The following is a 3,590-nucleotide window of genomic DNA, read 5'->3' as shown; positions in this document are numbered from 1 at the left end:
ATCAAATGGCTGGAAGAATTCCTGATGAACTTCGAAAACACCGTTATCGTTGTTTCCCATGACCGTCACTTCCTGAACAAAGTCTGCACAAACATTGCAGATATCGACTACGGTAAGATCACCATGTTCGTAGGTAACTATGATTTCTGGTACAACTATACACAGATGACACAGCGTCAGCTGAAAGATCAAAATAAACGCGTGGAACAGAAAATCAAAGAACTGCAGGACTTCATCCAGAGATTCTCTGCCAACGCTTCCAAAGCAAAACAGGCAACTTCCAGAAAGAAACTGCTGGATAACCTGCAGATGGATACCATCAAACCCTCCAGCCGCCGTTACCCCTTCTGTGACTTCAAACAGGACAGAGAAGTTGGGAATGACGTACTGCTGGTAGATGGTATCTCCAAAACAATCGATGGCAAAAAAGTGCTGAACAACGTAAGCTTTATGATCCGTCCCAAAGAAAAAGTTGCTTTCGTAGGTAAGGACGAAATCGCAAGAACCACACTGTTCCAGATCCTGATGGGTGAAATGGAACCCGATGAAGGTACATTCAAATGGGGTGTAACAACAAAAACAGCTTACTTCCCCAAAGACAATACAGAATATTTCGAAGGCTGCAAAGACAGCCTGATCGAATGGCTGCGTCCTTATGCAAAAGAAGGCGAACAGTATGACTCCGATATCCGCGGCTGGCTAGGCAGAATGCTGTTCAGTGGTGAAGAAGCGCTGAAAGCGGCAAACGTACTGTCCGGTGGTGAAAAGGTAAGATGTATGCTGTGCAAAATGATGATGAGCGGTGCCAACGTAATGATCCTGGACGAACCTACTAATCACCTGGATCTGGAATCTATCACAGCAGTCAACGAAGGTCTGACAAACTTCAAAGGCACACTGCTGTTTGACTCCCATGACCACCAGTTCGTACAGACCATCGCTGACAGAATCATCGAGATCCTGCCCGGCGGTATCATCGACAGACAGATGACATACGATGAATACATCGACGATGAAAGCATCGATGCCATGAGAGAAAAACTGTCTCAGTAAGGAATCAGGAGGGAACCCCTATGATCAACGGAAAAATCGATTTAAGAAGTGATACGGTAACAGTGCCCACAGAGAAAATGCGTCAGGCGATGTTTGAAGCCATCGTAGGCGATGATGTTTACGGCGATGACGCCACCATCAATGAACTGGAAAGACTGGCGGCGGAACGCTTTGGCAAGGAAGCGGCTTGCTTCATGCCTACAGGCACCATGAGCAATCAGACTGCGGTGTTCACATGGGTGAAAAACCGCGGTGATGAAGTGATCCTGCCTGATAACTGCCATATCGTGGTACACGAAGCCGGTGCAGCGGCGATCATTGCCGGTGCACAGCTGAGAACGGTACAGAACGCAGCAGGGGAAATGCCTCTGGATATCGTGGAATATTACATTCGTAAAGACCCTACAGATATCCATCAGCCTGCCACAGCCCTCATCACTTACGAAAACGCCGATTCCGATGGTCAGGTGCGTTCCGTAGAATATATGAAGTCTGTCTGGGAACTGGCAAAGAAATATGATCTGCCCGTCCATATCGATGGCGCCCGCATCTTCAATGCGGCAGCTTATCTGGGGGTAGATGTGAAGGAAATGGCACAGTATGCCGATTCTATTTCCGTATGCCTGTCCAAAGGGCTCTGCGCGCCCGTAGGTTCTGTTCTGGTAGGCTCCAAGGCATTTATTGACCTTGCCAGAAGAAAACGTAAAATTCTGGGCGGCGGCATGCGTCAGGCAGGGATCCTTGCGGCAGCAGGTATCATCGCTCTGACAGAAATGACAGACAGACTGCAGGAAGACCATGACAATGCGGCGTATATGGCGGAAAGACTGACAGAAGTGGAAGGTCTGGAAGTCTATCAGGAACGTCAGCAGATCAACATGGTGTTCTTCAAACTGAAAGAGTATCCTCTGGATTCTCAGCATCTGGTGGCTTATATGGCAGAAAATAATGTCATCATTAACGGCGAAGATAACGGCATGATGCGCTATGTGACAAATGCTTATGTTTCCAGAGAAGAGATCGACACAGTGATCGAACTGATGAAAAAGGCGAAGTAAGCGCTTTCGAAATAAAAAATAAGTAAAATCATGACTGCCTCTGTGTTTACACAGGGGCAGATTTTTGGAGGGATCAGAATTATGTGGGATATCTTTCTGGCAGTCGGCATCGGTTTTCTGATCGGCTACAAAGGTTTTCTGAAGGAAAAAGGGATTAAACTGAACAGCAAACTGCAGACAGTCTGGCTGATGCTCCTGATCTTCTGTATGGGGGTCAGTATCGGCAGAAACGGGGATATTGTGAAAAATCTGCCTCTGCTGGGCGGCAAGGCGATCCTTTTTGCGATCATTACTGCCCTTTGCAGCGTTCTTGTGGTGTATATCCTTTCTAACCTGTTTCTGGAAAAGGAGGGGGGAAAATGAGTCTTGCCATTCTGATCGTGCTGGTGCTTGGCATTGGCGCGGGGTTTATCCTGCCGGAAAACATCAGCGCAATGATCGACAGTGCCTCTTCTTATATGCTGCTGATCCTGCTGTTTTCCGTAGGTATCGATATGGGGCTGAATAAAGAGGTATTCACCCGGATCAAAGAACTGGGGTTCAAGATTTTGCTGATCCCCTTTGGCGTGGTGGCAGGCTCTCTCTGTGGCGGGGCTCTGACGGCACTTCTGACAGGTCTGCCCGTAAAAGAGGGGCTGGCTATTTCTGCAGGGCTGGGCTGGTACAGCCTTTCCGGCATCCTCATCACAGAGGCCGGCAATCCTGTAGGGGGGACGATCTCTTTTCTGGCCAATGTCTTCCGTGAAATGCTGACATTTATTGTGGTGCCCTTTATTGCCAGTCACCTGAATTATTACTGCGCCATTGCCCCTGCCGGCGCAACAGCCATGGATACGACGCTGGGGATCATCAGCAGAAATACCAATGCCACAGTGGCGGTTCTGAGCTTTGTCAGCGGTGTTGTCTGTACGCTGGTTGTGCCCGTGCTGGTGCCGATTTTCTTGTGATGGTATTTGTGAAAAGCATCCGTAAGCCTGCGGCTTACTGGATGTCTTTGCTCCGCAAAGATATTTTTAAAAACTTTTCTTCAATTTTTTACAAAAAGTTGTTGACAAAAGAGAGTAGATGCGTTATTATAGTCAAGCGCACTGAGTTGTGCGGATGTGGCGGAACTGGCAGACGCGCTAGATTCAGGTTCTAGTGGGCATTGCGCCCGTGCAGGTTCAAGTCCTGTCATCCGCAGTAATGCGGATAAGGTCATCGGAAACGATGACCTTTTTCTTTTTTCTCTATCAGAAGAAAGATGCTTCAGAGCGAGGAAGGTCCTCTACGTCGACAGGGGAAACAGATGCATTTTATACATTTGAAAAAATCTTCATTTTTTCTCAAAAAAAGTGTTGACAAATCTTTTTGGATGGGTTATTATAGTCAAGCACACTGAGTTGTGCGGATGTGGCGGAACTGGCAGACGCGCTAGATTCAGGTTCTAGTGGGCATTGCGCCCGTGCAGGTTCAAGTCCTGTCATCCGCAGTTATTGC

General features: G+C 47.9%; 4 protein-coding genes and 2 tRNA genes. All 6 read left to right on the top strand.

Going from position 1 to position 3,590, the window contains the following annotated elements; genetic code table 11:
• On the top strand, nucleotides 1–1,053 hold a 1,053-nt coding region (locus ACJMLT_RS07650; RefSeq protein ID WP_405728952.1), incomplete at its 5' end, for an ABC-F family ATP-binding cassette domain-containing protein.
• Nucleotides 1,054–1,073: 20 nt separating this feature from the next.
• Nucleotides 1,074–2,111, top strand: coding sequence for a low-specificity L-threonine aldolase (gene ltaE / locus ACJMLT_RS07645; RefSeq protein ID WP_405728949.1), 1,038 nt, complete (start codon nucleotides 1,074–1,076; stop codon nucleotides 2,109–2,111).
• Nucleotides 2,112–2,192: 81 nt separating this feature from the next.
• The gene (locus tag ACJMLT_RS07640) at nucleotides 2,193–2,474 is read left to right on the top strand and encodes a LysO family transporter (protein ID WP_405728946.1); all 282 of its coding nucleotides are present in this window, start codon (nucleotides 2,193–2,195) and stop codon (nucleotides 2,472–2,474) included.
• Nucleotides 2,471–3,058, top strand: a complete 588-nt coding sequence (locus ACJMLT_RS07635) for a lysine exporter LysO family protein (protein ID WP_405728943.1) — start codon at nucleotides 2,471–2,473, stop codon at nucleotides 3,056–3,058. The genes ACJMLT_RS07640 and ACJMLT_RS07635 overlap by 4 nt, the downstream gene beginning before the upstream one ends.
• A 150-nt stretch (nucleotides 3,059–3,208) precedes the next feature.
• Nucleotides 3,209–3,293: transfer RNA gene (locus tag ACJMLT_RS07630), tRNA-Leu, on the top strand.
• Between the two features lie 204 nt (nucleotides 3,294–3,497).
• Nucleotides 3,498–3,582 (top strand) — tRNA-Leu (locus ACJMLT_RS07625).
• Nucleotides 3,583–3,590 lie beyond the last annotated feature (8 nt).

The organism is Anaerotignum sp., from assembly GCF_045122575.1.
In the GTDB taxonomy this organism is placed as follows: Bacteria; Bacillota; Clostridia; order Lachnospirales; family Anaerotignaceae; genus Anaerotignum_A.
Note: the sequence above shows the minus strand (reverse complement) of the source record. Positions and strands in the feature narration are given on the sequence as shown.